General features: G+C 56.3%; 13 protein-coding genes and 2 tRNA genes. 5 read left to right on the top strand and 10 right to left on the bottom strand.

Annotated elements, in window-relative coordinates; genetic code table 11:
• Positions 1–33 precede the first annotated feature (33 nt).
• From fzlA to ACR0NN_RS17475, 6 genes are all read right to left on the bottom strand, one after another.
• Positions 34–699 carry an FtsZ-binding protein FzlA gene (gene fzlA / locus ACR0NN_RS17450; protein ID WP_170684896.1) on the bottom strand — a complete coding sequence of 222 codons (666 nt, stop codon included), beginning with the start codon at positions 697–699 and terminating at the stop codon, positions 34–36.
• A 60-nt stretch (positions 700–759) separates the two neighbouring features.
• Positions 760–1,500: a monofunctional biosynthetic peptidoglycan transglycosylase gene (gene mtgA, locus ACR0NN_RS17455; protein WP_170722883.1), complete on the bottom strand. Its 741-nt coding sequence runs from the start codon at positions 1,498–1,500 to the stop codon at positions 760–762.
• A gap of 38 nt (positions 1,501–1,538) precedes the next feature.
• Complete coding sequence (locus tag ACR0NN_RS17460; RefSeq protein ID WP_170722881.1) at positions 1,539–2,489, bottom strand: Hint domain-containing protein; 951 nt, start codon at positions 2,487–2,489, stop codon at positions 1,539–1,541.
• A gap of 186 nt (positions 2,490–2,675) precedes the next feature.
• Positions 2,676–7,208, bottom strand: a complete 4,533-nt coding sequence (gene gltB, locus ACR0NN_RS17465; RefSeq protein WP_170722879.1) for a glutamate synthase large subunit — start codon at positions 7,206–7,208, stop codon at positions 2,676–2,678.
• A complete protein-coding gene (locus ACR0NN_RS17470) occupies positions 7,205–7,639 on the bottom strand; it encodes a GFA family protein (protein ID WP_170684889.1) in 435 nt (144 codons plus the stop codon). The genes gltB and ACR0NN_RS17470 overlap by 4 nt, the downstream gene beginning before the upstream one ends.
• Positions 7,640–7,666: 27 nt before the next feature.
• Positions 7,667–9,100 (bottom strand): NAD(P)-dependent oxidoreductase, encoded by a 1,434-nt coding sequence (locus ACR0NN_RS17475; RefSeq protein WP_170722877.1) that lies wholly within the window; start codon positions 9,098–9,100, stop codon positions 7,667–7,669.
• Between the two features lie 228 nt (positions 9,101–9,328).
• Here ACR0NN_RS17475 and ACR0NN_RS17480 point away from each other — a divergent pair, with 228 nt between their 5' ends.
• Positions 9,329–10,132 (top strand): undecaprenyl-diphosphate phosphatase, encoded by an 804-nt coding sequence (locus ACR0NN_RS17480; protein WP_480685216.1) that lies wholly within the window; start codon positions 9,329–9,331, stop codon positions 10,130–10,132.
• Here the strand turns inward: ACR0NN_RS17480 and ACR0NN_RS17485 are convergent, their stop codons facing one another.
• A complete protein-coding gene (locus ACR0NN_RS17485; protein WP_170722875.1) occupies positions 10,133–11,116 on the bottom strand; it encodes a complex I NDUFA9 subunit family protein in 984 nt (327 codons plus the stop codon).
• Positions 11,117–11,313: 197 nt separating this feature from the next.
• Here ACR0NN_RS17485 and ACR0NN_RS17490 point away from each other — a divergent pair.
• Positions 11,314–11,400, top strand: a tRNA-Leu gene (locus ACR0NN_RS17490).
• A 344-nt stretch (positions 11,401–11,744) separates the two neighbouring features.
• Positions 11,745–13,106: a homogentisate 1,2-dioxygenase gene (gene hmgA / locus ACR0NN_RS17495; protein WP_170722873.1), complete on the top strand. Its 1,362-nt coding sequence runs from the start codon at positions 11,745–11,747 to the stop codon at positions 13,104–13,106.
• Between the two features lie 78 nt (positions 13,107–13,184).
• Here the strand turns inward: hmgA and ACR0NN_RS17500 are convergent.
• A tRNA-Arg gene (locus ACR0NN_RS17500) sits at positions 13,185–13,261 on the bottom strand.
• 115 nt (positions 13,262–13,376) lie between these two features.
• Here ACR0NN_RS17500 and ACR0NN_RS17505 point away from each other — a divergent pair.
• Both ACR0NN_RS17505 and ACR0NN_RS17510 read left to right on the top strand, forming a co-directional pair.
• Positions 13,377–14,402, top strand: coding sequence for a LacI family DNA-binding transcriptional regulator (locus ACR0NN_RS17505; protein WP_170722870.1), 1,026 nt, complete (start codon positions 13,377–13,379; stop codon positions 14,400–14,402).
• Positions 14,403–14,407: 5 nt separating this feature from the next.
• Complete coding sequence (locus tag ACR0NN_RS17510) at positions 14,408–15,622, top strand: DNA glycosylase AlkZ-like family protein (RefSeq protein ID WP_170722868.1); 1,215 nt, start codon at positions 14,408–14,410, stop codon at positions 15,620–15,622.
• 3 nt (positions 15,623–15,625) lie between these two features.
• Here the strand turns inward: ACR0NN_RS17510 and ACR0NN_RS17515 are convergent, their stop codons facing one another.
• Together ACR0NN_RS17515 and hpaR are read right to left on the bottom strand one after the other, a co-directional pair.
• A complete protein-coding gene (locus ACR0NN_RS17515) occupies positions 15,626–16,528 on the bottom strand; it encodes a helix-turn-helix transcriptional regulator (protein WP_170722866.1) in 903 nt (300 codons plus the stop codon).
• A 159-nt stretch (positions 16,529–16,687) separates the two neighbouring features.
• Positions 16,688–17,122 (bottom strand): homoprotocatechuate degradation operon regulator HpaR, encoded by a 435-nt coding sequence (hpaR, locus tag ACR0NN_RS17520; RefSeq protein ID WP_170684866.1) that lies wholly within the window; start codon positions 17,120–17,122, stop codon positions 16,688–16,690.
• Positions 17,123–17,220 lie beyond the last annotated feature (98 nt).

Genomic DNA, 17,220 nt, shown 5'->3' on the forward strand with positions numbered 1-17,220 from the left:
GAGGGGGCAGACAGCCCCCTGCCCCTCAGCCTATCAGAAATCCAGATCAGCGTAATGCGGTGGCGGTCGGAAACCCGGAACCTGATCTGCCAGAATCGACCGGAACGCGGGGCGAGACTTTATCTTCGCGTACCAATCCTTAACCGCCGAACTGCGGTTCCAATCCACATCCGAGATATAGTCCAACGCCGACAGGTGCGCCGCAGCCGCAAAGTCGGCCAGCGTCATCTGATCTCCCGCCAGCCAGCGGCGATGGTCCAGCAACCAAGCCATGTAATCCAGATGATACTTAATCGCCTTTGCACCAGCCTTGACGTTTTTGCTGTCCGGATAGCCCTGACCCGTCACCTTCTTGTTCACCCGCTCATACAAGAGATTTGACGTCACCTCGTGATGAAACTTGTCATCAAACCAGCCAACTAGGCGTCGAACTTCATATCGCGCCTCGGGCTTCTTGGGCATCAAAGGTGGCTCAGGGCGGGTCTCTTCGATGTATTCACAGATCGCCGCGCTTTCAGCCATGATCTGACCATCCAGCCGCAGCACCGGAACCTTGCCCGCCGGATTGCGACGTAGGAAATCAGGATCCTGTTCCCAATATCGTTCTTCGACCAGTTCAACCTCGATCTTCTTTTCGGCCAGAGACAGGCGAACCTTGCGGCAGTAGGGAGAGAGGGGAACGTGAAACAGACGCGCCATGAACTTCCAATCGAACCAATAGACTACTCTTCAAGCTTTAGCGCCTGAGGGGATGTGGTTTCAATCCTCGAAACAGTCGGCGCGTCCATCTGCGCGGATGGTAGCCGCCCCATCCAGGATCGAGGCTGCCCGGCGGCGCGTCCGAACCGATGGATCAGTGACTGATCGATTGCGCGGCGAGGGCAGGATTGCGGCCAATCGTGCCGCCTGAACCGGCGACAGTTTTGCGGCGCTTACTCCGTAATATTTCTGCGCCGCTGCCTCGACCCCAAAGACGCCCGAGCCTGTTTCGGCGACGTTCAGATAGATTTCGAGAATGCGTTGTTTGCTCCAGACGATTTCAACGACCGGGGTCATCGTCGTTTCAAGCGCCTTGCGGACCCAACTGCGCCCCTGCCACAGAAACACATTCTTCACCACTTGTTGCGTTATGGTCGAGGCACCGCGACTGCCGCCATCTTCCAGCGCGTCGCGGATCGCTTCAACATCAAACCCCCAGTGCAGGCAGAAGTTGGCATCCTCGGCAGCGACCACGGACCGCGCCATGACAGGAGATATCTCCTCGATCGCCACCCAGTCACGCTCGACCTTGCCCAGTCGTCGCCATTCCGACCAGATTGTGTGAGTGACCGGCGGGTTCACGACTGAATATATCAGCACCAAAGCCACAAAAACTGCCGCCAGCCCCACAACAGTACGCAATGCCCAGCGCCGAATCCGAGCGATGAGGCTTGATGCATTCTTTGATTTAGACGCCTTGTTTTTCTTACCGCGAGACTTGCGCGCTGCTTTTTTTGCCATGGCTTGCTATACGCCGCCCGGGCCGCATTTGAAACGGATTATTTCGACAACATCTGCCCGTCACGCGGACGCACAACCGGGCGCACGGTTTTTACTGATGCAGCACCCCGAAATTTGAGCTCTGGGAACAATTCAAGCACTTCAGCCTGTGTTCGTTCCTCGGCCAGACTCACTGCATGCCCTGGATAGTAGCTTTCGCTTTTAGCCCCGTTGGCAAACACAATTTCGTGCCGTCGGAATAGCAGATGGATGTATTCCACCTCTCCCCCTTCCACACGTGTCACGGTTTCGCCGTTCACAAGGCAATGCGCGGCAATCAGAACTTCTTCGTGACCAAAAAGGTAAGGCGCGCGCCAATCGTCAATCAGCATCCGATGCTGCGGAGACACCAGAAGCGGATGCGTAAGACCAAAAACTCCGGCTTCAAACCTGATCGGCGCCAGCTTTCCTTCGGCCGCCACAGTTGTCCGGCCAATCCAGAGCAAAGGTTTTGCACCGCTATCGGCCGTGGCGATCAAATCGCCCGGCTTCAGATCCTCGACTAGCCTTGGCCCGTCAGGTGTTTCGATCAAAGTGCCGGGTGTAAAGCAGGGCGGACCCAGATCCCCATTGGCTATGTCCACAGAGCCAAAGGACGCGCCATCATCGCTGAAGTCGGTGATCGACGAGGATACAAAAGTGCCCTGCTGCAGAACCTGCCCGTCAGTGGGTGTAAAAACCTCACGCCCATCTGCGAGGTAGAATGTCACACCGACGTAAGTCACCTCTACACCGCTCGGCAGCTCGATGGTTACGACGTCGTCAAAGTAGGATGCAGTGATGTCTGAACCGTCGACGGAATCACCGTTCAGCCGGTTGATCAGGTCATCGTCGTTCTGATCGACGATATCAAAGACCTCAACGTTCAGCGTGGTTCCAACCACCGTTCCGTTCGCACCCGGGTTCGCCGGGTCGAGCACAAAAAACTGGTCTGTATAGGTCGTGGGCACACCGATACTCCACTTAACTCACATCATTGGGACGGCATCATGCCTGCATTTCCCGAATAAACTATGACCAAAGCTAGGCGTTTTAACCCGCATTGCACAACAATTGGAAACAATAAGTGCGTACAAAAGAAAACCCGGCGTGTTGGAAACAACACGCCGGGTCCCTGATTCTCGCTGTATCGGGGCCTATTCTGCAGGAACGGCCGCAACTTCAGAGGTCAGCGGATGGCTGAGTTTGTTCAGCATCTCTTTCGGGCAAACTTGAAGGAAGTTGGCCTTTTCCACTTCCCAATGCTGCAGGATATCAATTCCCTTGCGGCTGTTGGTTTCTTCGACATGGCGCTCGATCATCGCTTTCAGCTGCGTTTCCCAATGCTCCACTGTCACAGGGCAAGTGACCAATGTCTCCATATTCATCAGCTGTTCGGCTTTGCCTTCAGGATCGTACAGATAGGCCATACCGCCCGTCATACCCGCACCAAAGTTGGCGCCAATATCACCGAGGATCACGGCCACACCGCCGGTCATGTATTCACATCCGTTCGAGCCGCAGCCTTCGATCACCACCTTGGCGCCCGAGTTTCGCACCGCGAACCGCTCACCCGCGCGGCCAGCTGCGAACAGGTGACCGTCGGTTGCGCCATACAGAACAGTATTGCCGATGATGGTGTTGTCATCTGCCTTCAGCGGGCTGACCTGCGGCGGTCGAACGACAATCATGCCGCCCGAAAGACCTTTGCCAACATAGTCATTGGCATCACCCGATACCTCAAGCTTGAGGCCCGGAGCCGCAAATGCCCCCAGCGACTGACCAGCTGAGCCTTGCAGCTTCACATGCAGATGGTCATTCTGGAACGTGTTTCGCATCCCGAAATTCTGCACGATATGGCTGGAAACACGTGTGCCAACGGTCCGGTGCGTGTTCTGCACTGCATAAGACAGCTGCATCTTTTCACCGTCTTTCAGGAACCGGGCTGCGTCACGCACGATTTCAGCGTCCAGCGTATCCGGCACCGCGTTGCGGTCCTTGTCGCGGTTGTAGACGATGTCATGCGCTCCATCGACAGTGATCAGCAGCGGGTTGAGGTCCAGATCATCCAGATGCGCCGAGCCTCGGCTGACCTGAGCCAACAGATCGGCCCGACCGATGATTTCATCCACCGAACGCGCACCGAGGCTGGCCAGCAACTCGCGCACTTCTTGCGCGTAGAAGGTGATCAGGTTCACCACCTTGTCCGCATTGCCGGTGAATTTGGCGCGTAAGGACTCGTCCTGCGTGCACACACCAACCGGGCAGGTGTTCGACTGGCACTGACGCACCATGATACAGCCCATCGCGATCAGGGCGGCGGTGCCGATACCGAATTCCTCGGCCCCCATCATCGCGGCCATGACGATGTCGCGCCCGGTGCGCAAGCCACCATCGGTCCTTAGAGTCACGCGGTCGCGAAGGTTGTTCATCGCCAGAACCTGATGCGCCTCGGTCAGGCCCATCTCCCACGGCAGTCCAGCGTATTTGATACTGGTTGCGGGCGACGCGCCCGTTCCGCCATTGTGACCCGAAATCAGGATAATATCCGCTTTCGCCTTGGCCACACCGGCAGCAATCGTGCCAACGCCCGAAGACGCCACCAGCTTTACCGTCACCTTACAGCGCGGGTTGATCTGTTTCAGGTCATAGATCAGCTGCGCCAAATCCTCGATCGAGTAGATGTCGTGGTGCGGCGGCGGTGAGATAAGGGTCACGCCCTTGGTTGAATGCCGCAGGCGGGCGATCAGGTCGGTGACCTTCATGCCAGGCAACTGACCGCCTTCACCGGGTTTCGCACCCTGGGCTACCTTGATCTCAAGCTCTTCGCACTGGTTCAGGTACTCGGCAGTTACGCCAAACCGGCCCGAGGCCACCTGTTTGATCTTGGCCGATGGATTGTCACCGTTAGGCTCGGGCACGAAATGCGCCGGATCTTCGCCACCTTCGCCACTGTCAGACTTGGCGCCAATCCGGTTCATCGCGACGTTCAGCGTCTTGTGTGCTTCGGGCGACAGCGCGCCCAGCGACATGCCCGGCGTGACAAAACGCTTGCGGATAGATGTGATCGATTCGACCTCTTCAATCGGCACCGGCTTACCCATTGGCTTGAAATCCATCAGGTCACGCAGGTGGATCGGCGGGTTCGATTGCATCTTGGCCGAATACTGTTTCCACAGCTCATATGAGGCTCTGTTACAGGCCATTTGCATCATATGCATCGAGGTCGCTTCCCACGCGTGGGTCTCACCCGATTTGCGAGACTTGTAGAAACCCCCGATGGGCAGAACGTCCAGACCGCTGTCCCAGCCTTTGGCGTGGATCTCTTCCAGCTTGGTTTGAATACCGGTGACGCCGATGCCCGAGATACGGCTGGTCATGCCGGGGAAGTACTCTGCCACCATCGCGCGGCTGAGGCCTACGGCCTCAAAATTCAGGCCACCACGATATGAGGAAATCACCGAAATCCCCATCTTGGCCATGATCTTCAGCAGGCCCTGATCGATGGCTTCGCGGAACCGTGCAACGTTTTCTGTAAGCGTTCCATCCAGCAAACCGCGATCAATGCGATCTGCCAGTGAATCTTCGGCCAGATAGGCGTTCACAACGGTCGCGCCACAGCCGATCAAAACCGCGAAGTAATGCGGATCGACGCATTCTGCGGATCGCACGTTCAGTGAACAGAACGTGCGCAGCCCCTGGCGCGTCAGGTGCGAATGCACGGCGCTGGTCGCAAGGATCATCGGCATGGCCACGCGACCCTCGCCCGAATTCATATCCGACAACACCAAATGTCCTGCGCCAGAGCGTACGGCCTCCTCCGCTTCGGCTCTAACACGGGCCAAAGCCGCGCTTAGCACGCCCTGGCCGGGCTCAAAGCTACAATCGATTTCAGCCAGCGGAGATCCCAGATTTTCTACCAGGATGTCCCACTGCGCGTTCCCGACAAACGGGCTTTCCAGAACGATGATCTCGGTCTGGCTGCTGTCTTCGTCCAACACGTTCTTGAGGTTCCCGAAACGCGTCTTCAGCGACATCACGCGGTATTCGCGCAGGCTGTCGATCGGAGGGTTCGTGACCTGGCTAAAGTTCTGACGGAAGAAATGGCTTAGCGGGCGGTATTGCTTGGACAAAACAGCTGACGGGGTGTCATCCCCCATAGACGCCAGCGCCTCTTTGCCATCCTCGGCCATCGGGGCCAGAATCTGTTCCAGCTCCTCAACCGAGTACCCGGCTGCGATCTGCCGCTTGCGCAGCTCTTTACCTTTGAAGATTGGTGCTTCGGACACGCCGGCCAGCGTTCCGTCCAGATCATTGATCTTGCCAACCCACTCGCCAAAGGGCAGAGCACGGGCCAATTTGTCCTTGATCTGGGTGTCGCGGAACAATTTACCCTTCTTCATATCAACGGCCAGCATCTGACCCGGGCCCAAAGCGCCCTTTTCAGTGACCGATGCCTCATCGATCGGAACCATCCCGGCCTCGGACCCGGCAATCACCAATCCGTCCCCGGTTACGACATAGCGCATCGGGCGCAGACCGTTCCGGTCCAGCCCGGCGCAAACCCAACGGCCGTCGGTCATAGCCAGCGCGGCAGGGCCATCCCAAGGTTCCATCACCGAATTGCAGTAGGAATACATGTCACGCCATGCCTGCGGCAGCTCAACCGCCTGCTTGGACCAGCTTTCCGGAACCAGCATGGTCTTTGCCATCGGAGCCGAGCGGCCCGCACGCACCAAAACCTCAAAAACCGAGTCTAATGCAGCGGAATCCGACGATCCACCTGCGATGATCGGCTTGATATCTTCGGCATAGTCACCAAAGCTGTCCGAGGTCATCCGGATCTCGTGGCTTTTCATCCAGTTGATATTGCCCTTAAGCGTGTTGATCTCGCCGTTATGCGCCAACATGCGGAAGGGTTGCGCCAGCCACCACTGTGGGAAGGTGTTGGTCGAATAACGCTGGTGATAGATCGCAAAAGCCGATTCAAAGCGCTCGTCCATCAGGTCCGGGTAGAAGACCGCCACCTGTTCAGCCAGCATCATGCCTTTGTAGATAATCGACCGGCAAGACAGTGACGCCAGATAAAGCCCGGAAATGCCCGCGGCCAAAGCTGCCTTTTCGATGCGTCGGCGAATAACATAAAGCTCACGCTCAAACGTCTCTTCGTCCACACCCTTGGAGTTCGAAATCAGGATCTGCTCGATCTCGGGGCGGGTTGCGTTGGCCTTTTCGCCCAGGCAAGTCACATCCACGGGCACGTGCCGCCAGCCATAGATGTAATAGCCCATGCGGAGAACTTCGGTTTCCACGATGGTCCGGCACTGCTCCTGCGCGCCAAAATCCGTGCGTGGCAGGAAAACCTGACCAACGGCAATCAGTTCATCCAAATTGGGCTCATGCCCTGTCCGGCGGATCTGGTCGTAGAAGAAACGCACCGGGATCTGAACATGGATGCCCGCGCCATCGCCGGTTTTGCCATCGGCATCAACAGCCCCGCGGTGCCAGATCGCTTTTAGCGCATCAATGCCTGCGTCAACCACCTTGCGCGAAGGTTTGCCGTCGATGGACACAACAAGCCCAACCCCACAGGAAGAATGCTCTTCCTGCTCGGAATAGAGACCATTTTCAGCCATCCATTTGCGTTTGGTTTCTTCGGCCTGCACCCAATCGGCATCATATTTGGTCATTGGCTGTCTCCTTCTTCCGGTTGGGCAAACATGGCTTCGACCTGCGTCTTGGTCATTTGCCGGCGCTCACCTTCGAACGCGTACCCGCCGGGTTTTTTGTCGATGTAAAGTTCCAGTTGCAGCGGGTGGCCTGTATCTTCGAACAGGCCTGCTGCCATTTGTGTATGTCCGTGCATCTCGCCTGGCAGGGTGATCCGGTACCAAAGCGCTGAACCACAATCGGCGCAAAAGGCACGCTCGGCCCAATCGGACGAGGTGAAGGTTTTGACCGGTCCCAGAGCGGCATAGCCGGGCTCGGCCTGAAACGTCACCAGCATTGAGCTGGTCCAGCGGCGGCATTGGTCACAATGGCACGCGCCCAGCGAGTCTTTCGCCGGAGTCGCGGTCACAGTCACTGCGCCGCACATGCATTGACCTTGCAATTCGGGCATCAGACCCTCCTGTCGCTGGGCATTGAGTTACTCGGCTGCAACCACAGCTTTGCTGTTAAAGCGGTCGATGATTGCGTCGGCGCAGTCACGGCCGTCGCGGATCGCCCAAACGACCAGTGATGCACCACGCACGATGTCACCAATGGCGTAGACACCCTCCATCTCGGTCTCACCGGTCTGGAAAGCCGCCTTGACGGTCCCCCAGCGGGTCACCGGCAGGTCGGGTTGGCCGAATAGGGTGGGCAGGTCTTCGGGCTCGAATCCCAACGCCTTGATCACCAGATCGGCGTCTTCCACATAGTCGGCGCCTTCGATCACTTCGGGGGCCTGACGGCCCGACGCATCGGGTTGACCCAAACGCATTTTCTGAACCATCACGCCCGAGATCTTGTCATCTCCGGTAAAGCCTTTGGGCGCGCTGAGCCACTCGAACACCACGCCTTCTTCTTCGGCGTTCTGGGTTTCGCGCTGCGATCCCGGCATGTTGGCGCGGTCGCGACGGTAAAGACATTTGACCGAGGTTGCACCCTGACGGATCGATGTACGTACGCAATCCATTGCAGTATCGCCACCGCCGATCACAACAACCTTTTTGCCTTCTGCATTCAGGCGGCCGTTGTCAAAATCTTCGACTGCATCACCAAAGCTCTTGCGGTTTGAGGCGGTCAGGAAATCGATCGCCTTTTCAATACCCGCCAGACCGCTGCCAGGCATGGATAAGTCGCGCGATTTGTAAACGCCCGTGGCGATGATCACCGCATCATGTTTTGCACGGATTTCCTCGAACTTGGCGGCGTCTACATCACAATTCAGAACGAATTCGACACCACCATCTGCCAGCAGGTCATTGCGGCGCTGAACGATGTCTTTTTCCAGCTTGAAACCCGGGATACCGTACATCAGCAATCCGCCGGCGCGGTCATAGCGATCATAGACCGTGACCTGAATACCAGCCTGCCGCAACATATCTGCCGCAGCCAAGCCGCCCGGACCACCACCAATGATCCCTACGCTTTCGCCGCGTTCAGCACCGGGCTGAACGGGTTTGACCCAACCTTTGTCCCATGCGGTATCGGTGATGTATTTTTCGATCGTACCAATCGTGACCGTCCCATGGCCCGATTGCTCGATGACGCAATTGCCTTCGCACAACCGGTCCTGCGGGCAAATACGGCCACATATCTCAGGAAACGTATTGGTTGCCTGGCTTGTCGCATAAGCCTCTTCCAGACGTCCGGTGGCGGTCAGGTGCAGCCAATCCGGGATATTGTTGTGCAGAGGGCAATGCGACTGACAATAAGGCACACCGCACTGGCTGCAACGACTCGCCTGCTCGGCCGCTTTTTCCGCGGCGTATTCGGCGTAGATTTCATCAAAGTCCTCTTTGCGGTCATTTGCGGCACGCTTTTCAGGCATGACGCGATCGATCTGCACAAATTTCAGCATCGGTTGCTTGGCCACGGGTCAGACTCCATGAATTGGCTTGGTCGGGTCTCTTTAAGTGAAGTCACTGAGGATGAAAAGTCAATCGTACTGACCTAATTTTGGAAAATCACGGGAAGGAGTGTTTTTTCTGCAGTTTTTTCGTCTATTTTAGTTCCGTTTCGGACCTATATGCACACTTCCCTTTACAGCGGCACGCAAATACCCATTGTAATCACCAAAACGACCAAAGCGTTGGCAGAGCAGATGAGCCTTTTTCACTTGATTCTCGTGGCGATGATTCAGGGCGTCACCGAATTCCTGCCTGTCTCATCCTCTGGACACCTGATCCTATTACCCAGCCTTACCGGCGCAACCGATCAAGGCTTGGCAATTGATGTTGCAGTACACGTGGGCACGCTTGGCGCGGTTATTTTGTACTTCTGGTCCGATGTGAAACAAGCGCTGGCCGGATTGCCAGAGGTCTTGCGCGGGCAAACTGATACCCCTCAGGCCCGATTGGCACTGGGATTGGTCATCGCAACAATTCCCACGGTCATTGCGGGCGCGATTTTGTACCTGTCAGGGCTTGAGCAATCACTGCGTTCGGTCGCAGTCATCGGCTGGACGATGCTTGGATTTGGCCTGTTGCTTTATTGGATGGATCAGAACGGCGCGCAGACCAAAGAGGCCAACGACTGGGGCTTCAAGGACGCCTTGATCATGGGGCTATGGCAGGTCTTGGCCCTAATCCCAGGCACTTCACGCTCGGGGATCACGATCACCGGCGCGCGCCAATTGGGCTATACCCGAGAAGATGGGGCCCGAATTGCGATGCTGATGTCCATTCCAACGATCATAGCTTCCGGCACACTGTTGTCGGTTGACGTGATCCGAGACTCCAACGCGCAATTGGCCAAGGACGGTGCAATCGCCGCAGCGTTTGCCTTTGTCGCTGCGCTACTGGCCCTCAGCCTAATGATGCGGCTATTGCGCAGCGTCAGCTTCACACCCTACGTAATCTATCGGGTGATCCTTGGCGCGATTTTGCTGGTGATCGCCTACAGTTGATCAGATCTTCAGGTTTTTGGCCGAATCCTGAATCTCGTCATACTGACCGGAGGGCCGGAACTTCCAGAGATACTCTGGCAATATCGATTCCAGAGTCGTCGGTTCGATCCCGAGATCCACAAATCCCTTTGCGTCTTCTGCAACCACGTTGTCACGCCGCAGGTTCTTAAGCTGGTCGCGGGTCAGAATGTGGTTGGGGAACAGCTGGAAACTGAGAAATTTGGCGATATCTAACACGCCCGCCATGATCTTCGCCGCCCAGAAAGGCATGCCGATGATGATCCTGCGACGGTGGATTACGTCCAGCATCTGCTGCATCAGCGCACGGAAGGATTTCACCTCTGGCCCGCCAAGCTCGTAAACACCTGCGGGTGCATCGCCCAGAACGCCCTGAACGGCAGCCTGCGCGACATCATCCACGTATACGGGCTGAAACTTCGTATCCGCCCCGACAAGCGGCAGGAACGGACTCATCCGAGTCATCCCCGCAAAGCGGTTGAAAAACTGGTCTTCGGTTCCGAATATGACCGAAGGACGCAGGACGATCGTACCCGGCATGTGTTGCAGCACTCCTGCCTCGCCCTGCGCTTTGGTGCGCGCATATTCGCTGTCAGAGTCCGCATCAGCACCAATGGCCGAGATGTGCACCATGCGCTCAACACCCTGCGCGGCCGCCAGCCGGGCAATCCGTTCAGCACCATCGGCCTGCACCGCGTCAAACGCGTTCTTGCCCAGTTCGTTCAGCACACCCACGCAATTCACTACTGCGTCGGCACCATGCATCGCAGCAGCGACCGAGGCATCGTCGCGAATGTTGCACAAGATCGGCTCGACCTGTCCAACCGCACCATAAGGTCTGACAAACATCGCCTCATTTGGGCGGCGCACGGCCACGCGGACGCGCCAACCCTCGGCTGCCATACGCCGTGCGATATATCGGCCAACAAAGCCTGATCCACCGTAAATCGTGACCAGTTTCGACATGATGGCGCTCCTGCTATCTGGTTCTGAGTTGGTCTAGCGCTCAAGCGTCCGTTGAACAAGGCGCAATAACGCCGCGCGGCTCTGAAAATCCAGCGTTTGAAACCGATCTTGGGTGTTGCGTCAAAAAACTTTCAAAATCACCTCGAATCCGGTTGACGCCTTCCGCCAGTCAGCTTAAACGCCCCTCCACGACACCTGCCCAGGTGGCGGAATTGGTAGACGCGCTAGCTTCAGGTGCTAGTGTCCGTATGGACGTGGAGGTTCGAGTCCTCTCCTGGGCACCAATCATCCCCAGAATTTTAGTATCTCTGCAGCGATTGTTCGTAACTTTTCGAAGATTTCGAACGCCTGGTAAGAGTTGAACGCGCATGGTCTAACTACTACAAGTTTCGACCACAGATATCCTTCGTGTAAATATGGTCTTCGCCCGCAATGATCGCTGCCAATTGCGACCATTCCAAACCTCTGTTTTCTGGACCAAACAGAGCGCCATGTCTTGCCGCCTCTAATTCTTGCAAAATTCACTCATGTTTTTCCAGATCATCACCCCTCACGCTTGTTAGTTACAAAGTCAACTATTACCAAAGCGCTCAACTTCGATCGCATTTGCTCGGAAGGAACGCGCAAAATGAAAGAAATATCAAAACCCGAACGTATGACGATAGCCCCTACCCTGAAGGGTCCGCATGCTGGATATATGCCTGGTTTCGGCAATGATTATGAGACCGAAGCGCTGCCCGACGCCCTACCGCAAGGTATGAACAGCCCGCAGAAATGTAACTATGGCCTCTACGGTGAGCAGCTTTCGGGCACAGCCTTTACTGCGCCCGCGCACCAGAATGAGCGCACCTGGTGCTATCGCATTCGCCCTTCGGTAAAGCATTCACACCGTTACGAAAAAATAGATGTACCGCATTGGAAATCAGCACCCAATGTCGACCCCGATGTGGTCAGCTTGGGGCAATACCGCTGGAACCCGGTACCCCACACTGAAGAACGGCTGACTTGGGTCACCGGTATGCATACCATGACGACAGCCGGAGACGTGAATACTCAAATTGGTATGGCCAGTCATATCTACTTGGTAAACACGTCGATGGAGGATGACTATTTCTTCTCGGCCGATTCCGAGCTGTTGGTTGTGCCGCAAGAAGGCATTTTGCGATTCTATACCGAGTTGGGAATCATCGACCTTGAACCCAAGGAAATCGCCATCATTCCCCGCGGCCTTGTGTACCGGGTCGAGGTTTTGGAGGGTCCGGCGCGTGGGTTCGTGTGCGAAAATTACGGCCAGAAATTTGAACTGCCCGGTCGCGGTCCGATTGGCGCCAACTGCATGGCCAACCCGCGCGATTTCAAAGCGCCAGTCGCGGCGTTTGAAGATCGTGAAGTGACTTCGACCGTAACCATCAAATGGTGCGGACAGTTCCACCAGACCAAGATCGGTCACAGCCCGCTGGACGTAGTGGCCTGGCACGGCAACTATGCACCCGTGAAATATGACCTGCGCACCTATTGCCCAGTCGGTGCGATCCTGTTCGATCATCCGGATCCATCAATCTTCACCGTGCTGACCGCCCCGTCGGGCCAACCGGGAACTGCCAATATCGACTTTGTCCTGTTCCGCGAACGCTGGATGGTTATGGAAGATACGTTCCGCCCGCCATGGTACCACAAGAACATCATGTCCGAGCTGATGGGCAACATCTACGGCCAGTATGATGCGAAACCGCAGGGCTTTGTTCCCGGCGGTATGAGCTTGCACAACATGATGCTGCCTCATGGCCCGGACCGCGACGCATTTGAGAAGGCTTCGAATTCAAACCTGGGGCCCGACAAGCTGGACAACACCATGTCCTTCATGTTCGAAACCCGCTTTCCGCAACATCTGACCGCCTTTGCCGCCAAAGAATCACCCCTACAGGATGACTACATCGATTGCTGGAGCGACATTGAAAAGAAGTTCGATGGCACACCCGGCAAGAAGTGACGGGATAAATCCCCGACATTTCCCGATAGATCGAACTTCAGCCGCTAAGGCCTGTAATCAGGATGGCTCGAAAGTCTCTGGCGACCCCGGCAGGATTCGAACCTGCAACCTGCCCCTTAGGAGGGGGCTGCTCTATCCAGTTGAGCCACGGGGCCGCGCATCGCTTTCTGTAGCGGGCTTTTTTCGGGTTGTCATGAGTTTTGCGTAACAGTTGAACAGTTTGCCCTGTTCACGCTACCATCGGGGCAAACAAACAATGCAGGTACCCCGGTGACAACAGAAACAAAACGCCCGCTTACCCTTCGTGATGTCTCGGAAGCGTCCGGAGTGTCCGAGATGACCGTCAGCCGGGTGCTGCGCAATCGCGGGGATGTCTCGGATGCTACCCGTACCCGCGTTCTGGCCGCCGCAAAAGAGCTGGGATACGTGCCCAACAAGATCGCGGGAGCATTGGCGTCGAGCCGCGTAAATCTGGTGGCGGTGATCATCCCGTCGCTGTCGAATATGGTCTTCCCTGAGGTGCTGACCGGCGTTAATCAAGTGCTGGAAGACACTGAGCTGCAGCCGGTAGTCGGTGTCACCGATTACCTGCCCGAAAAAGAAGAAAAAGTGCTGTACGAGATGCTCTCGTGGCGGCCTTCGGGCGTGATCATTGCCGGGCTGGAACATACCGAAGCGGCACGCGCCATGCTAGATTCTGCCGGCATTCCCGTGGTTGAGATCATGGACACTGACGGCAAGCCAGTGGACGCAATGGTGGGGATATCTCACAGGCGCGCAGGACGAGAGATGGCGCAAGCCATTCTAAAGGCTGGCTATGAGCATATCGGCTTTATGGGTACCAAGATGCCGCTGGATCACCGCGCCAGGAAGCGATTTGAAGGCTTCACCGAAGTGCTGGGCAAGCACGGGATTGAGATCGAGGACCGCGAGTTCTACTCGGGCGGTTCCGCATTGGCGAAGGGTCGTGAGATGACTCAGGCGATGCTCGAGCGCTCGCCTGAATTGGATTTCCTCTATTATTCCAACGATATGATCGGTGCCGGTGGGTTGTTGTATCTGCTGGATCAGGGGATTGATGTCCCTGGTCAGATTGGGCTGGCCGGGTTCAACAATGTCGAACTCCTGCAGGGTCTACCACGCAAGCTGGCCACCATGGATGCGTGCCGGACCGAGATCGGACGTACTGCGGCAGAAATCATCGCGGCAAAACTGGCCGATCCGGATTCCGAAGTGGAAACCCGCGTCACTCTGACTCCCAAGATCAGCTTTGGCGACACGCTGAAACGGCGTTAAGCCATATGGCGCTGCAACGTCTGGACAATCGGGCTGCGCGTGCCCTGTTTATGGACCGCCATGCGCTGTTGGAGCAGCCCTCAGGCGGGTCCAAGGGTGATGACCTGTTGCAGCTGATCCATCGGCTGGGGTTTGTGCAACTCGACAGCATTAACACAGTCGCCCGTGCGCACGATATGATCCTGTATACACGCAGGCCCAGCTATCGTGCGCGCCACCTAAAACGGCTTTATGAACGCGACCGGGCATTGTTCGAGCATTGGACTCACGATGCGGCCGTGATCCCGATGGACTTTTATCGCCACTGGCATCTGCGATTTCTGCGCGATGCCGATATGTTGAAAGCGCGCTGGAAAAACTGGCGTCGCGATGGGTTTGAACAGAAATTCGAAACCGTCCTGCAGCATATCCGCGATCATGGGCCGGTCGGGTCGTCCGATGTGGGGAAGGACGAAAAGAAGGGTTCGGGTGGCTGGTGGGATTGGCACCCATCCAAGACAGCGCTGGAATATCTTTGGCGATCCGGCGCGCTAACCGTGGTAGGCCGTGACGGGTTTCAAAAGCGATACGATCTGACCGAACGCGTGATCGACAACAATCTTTGTCCTGGCAATTTACCCTGCGATGCCGATGAAACCACGGATTGGCTGTGTAACGCTGCGCTTGACCGGTTGGGTTTTGCTACATCCGGGGAGATTGCAGTGTTCTGGGATACGGTCAGCGCGGCCGAAGCCAAATCTTGGTGCGAACAGGCTCTAACACAAGGTGAAATCCAGGAAGTTTTCATCGAATGTGCTGATGGGAAAGAGCGAAAGGTATTCGCCCACCCAGGCACAAGTGAACATGCCGCAACGCTACCCGAAGCGCCGGGCCGGATCAGGGTCCTTAGCCCTTTTGATCCGATGTTGCGTGATAGAAACCGGGCTCAGCGGTTGTTCGGGTTTCACTACCGCATCGAAGTGTTCGTCCCTGAACCCAAACGCATCTACGGCTACTATGTTTTTCCCTTGCTAGAAGGAAATCGATTGATCGGTCGTATCGACATGAAGGCACAGCGTGATTGTGGCCTGTTGCATGTTCGCGCTGTATGGCCAGAACGGACGGTGCGCTGGTCAGATGCAAGAACCCGGCGGCTGCAGTCAGAACTTGAAAGAGTCTGTCGGTTTGCGGATCTCGATGACGTCAGATTTGATGACGATTGGCTCAAGACTCCCAAATAGCGTCTAGGCGTTGATCAGGAACCCGTGCTCGCTGATGAGGTGCCGCAATTCGCCTAGCGAAACCTCGGGGCTGCGACCAGAAGTATCCAGCTGTGCATCTGCCCGCCCATACAAGGCCTCACGACTGGCCAACATGCTCTTGAGCTGCTCCATCGCCTTGGGATTTCCGGCCATCGGGCGTTCGTCCCCCTGGGCACGCACACGATCCATATGCTCTGTCGGCGAAGCCCTGAGCCAGACGGTATGAAATCGGCTAAGCAGCTTGGAATAGGTCGACGGCTCGGAAACGATCCCACCTGCAACGGCAAGAACAACCCAATCATGATCTGTAATCACCCGATCAAGCGCCTGAGCTTCCAGATTGCGGTATCCTTCCTGACCGTAGAATGCCACCACCTCAGACATTGGCATGCCTGCCATCTCTTCGATCGTCGCGGTCAACTCAACAAACGGAACGTTTTGCGCCGCCCCCAGCATAGCGCCAAGGGTCGATTTGCCCGCCCCGCGCAATCCGATCAGGCAAACCCGACGCGCGCGTGCGTCTTCTTCCGGATGAGGATGCAAGGCGCGCCTGACACTTTCTTTGACGTCATCGCTGGCTTGCCGGAACAGCTCTATGATCTGCAAAACATCCGAATCCCACGGATCATCCTCGCCGATCAGCCATTCCGCTTTGTAGTCCAGGGCCTGCGCGACGCGGTACAAAACTCCGATGGAAATATTTCCCTCACCCGCTTCGAGCTGAGCCAAATAGCGTGGAGAGACACCCGAGGTTTCAGACAGGACCCGGCGCGGTATTCCGCGCATTTGTCGCGCCCGTCGCACACGCGCGCCCACTCGCTCGCTTAGATCCTGCTTTACGAAATGTGCAGGGGATGCCGGGTCTTGCGAGTTTTGTCCTTCCATTCGACTATACCGTTTGCTCAGTATCACCATGAGGCTACGACGCGAAACAACGACGGGCAACGGGTTTTACCAAATACGTGCCAAAAGCTGTTTACTTGGGGCATGGAATTGGGTCCACAGTGCAATTTTTCGCTTGGTTAGAGACTATGCTTGCTGCGTCTATGCTTCCAACTCGTGAAGTTCAACCAGCAGGTCCAACAGCATCTCGTGCCGCTCTGCCCCAAGCAATGCGCGGGTGTGTTCTGCCAGTTCCAACATCTCTGCCAGATTGGCATCGATAATTTGTAATCCGTTTTCGCTGATTTCGACAATCTGGCGGCGGCGATCTTTGGTATCCGGCCGCCTCATTATCAGATTGTTGTCTTCGAGCTTTTTTAGAATGCGGGTCAGGCTGGGCAACAAAAGACAAGCGCGCTCAGCGATCTGAGTTGGTTCTTGCGGCCCCTCCTCCTGCAAAACCCGCAGAACGCGCCATTGTTGCTCGGTAACGCCAGCATCGGTCAACACACCCCGAATTGGCCCCATCACCTTTTCCCGCGCACGCAGCAGCGCAATCGGTAAGGATCGGGACGTCCGTGGTAAGTTTCTGGTCATAAGGAATTTTCGCGCAATTCCAGTAATTTCGCAATAGAGCGTTGGTTCAGGACGCGTATCGCTTTCTGGACTTTACTTAACTTGTTTATTATATGCGT

Source organism: Ruegeria sp. BA2 (assembly GCF_056539605.1).